At 75.7% G+C, this 1000-nt stretch carries 1 protein-coding gene; it reads left to right on the forward strand.

What is annotated here, in order from left to right; all coding sequences use genetic code 11:
* Positions 1–1000: class I adenylate-forming enzyme family protein (locus tag AC0CYZ_RS00840; RefSeq protein ID WP_472211160.1), on the forward strand; the 1000-nt coding region annotated here is incomplete at both ends.

The raw sequence follows: 1000 nt of genomic DNA on the forward strand, positions 1-1000 counted from the left end.
GCTCGGCGACCTCGAGCGGGTCGCCGCCGACGCGCCCGACTGGCAACCCTCCGGCGGTGCGCCCGGCCCGGACGACGTGAGCGTCATGCTCTACACCTCCGGGACCACGGGGCGCCCGAAGGGCGTGCCCCGCACGCACGCGGCCGAGCACGCGGCCGCCGTCGCCCACCTCGTCCAGACCGGCGGGCGGCCCGGCGAGGTGACCCTCGGCGTCATGCCGCTCTTCCACACCATGGGGTTGCGGACGCTGCTCGCGACGATCGTCGCGGCGGGGACCTGGGTGCCGCAGGCGCGCTTCGACGCCGGGGAGGCCGGCGAGCTGGTGGCGGCCGAGGGCGTCACGTCGCTCTACCTGGTCCCGACGATGTACTGGACGCTGCTGCGGGAGGCCTCGCTGTCCTCGCTCCGGTCGGTCCGCCGGCTCGCCTACGCCGGGGCGGCCATGGCGCCCGCGCTCGCGGAGCGGCTGGTCGAGGCGGTGGCACCGGAGTCGTTCGTCAACCACTTCGGCTCGACGGAGATCTACACGTTCTCGATCGGCCCGGACGTCGCGGCGAAGCCGGGGTGCGCGGGACGGGCCGGGGTGTTCAGCCGGGTGCGCCTCGTCGATCCCGCGCCCGACGCCCGACCCGAGGCCGTCGTCGACGCCGGCGAGCAGGGCCAGGTCGCCGTGTCGATGGCCAGTCCCGAGGCGTTCGCCGGCTACTGGCGCCGCCCGGACGCGACCGCGAAGGCCGTCCGGGACGGCTGGTACTTCACCGGCGACCTCGCGGTGGCCGACGAGGACGGCGACCTGTGGGTGGCGGGCCGAGTCGACGACATGATCAACTCGGGCGGCGAGAACGTCTACCCCGACGAGATCGAGGCGGCGCTGGTGCGCTGTCCGGAGATCGTCGACGCGGTCGTGGCCGGGCTGCCCGACGACCGCTGGGGCCAGGCGATCACGGCGTTCGTCGTCCCGGCGCCGGGCGTCGACCCCCGCGAGGCGGTGGCCGCGACC

It is taken from the genome of Actinomycetospora sp., assembly GCF_055612215.1.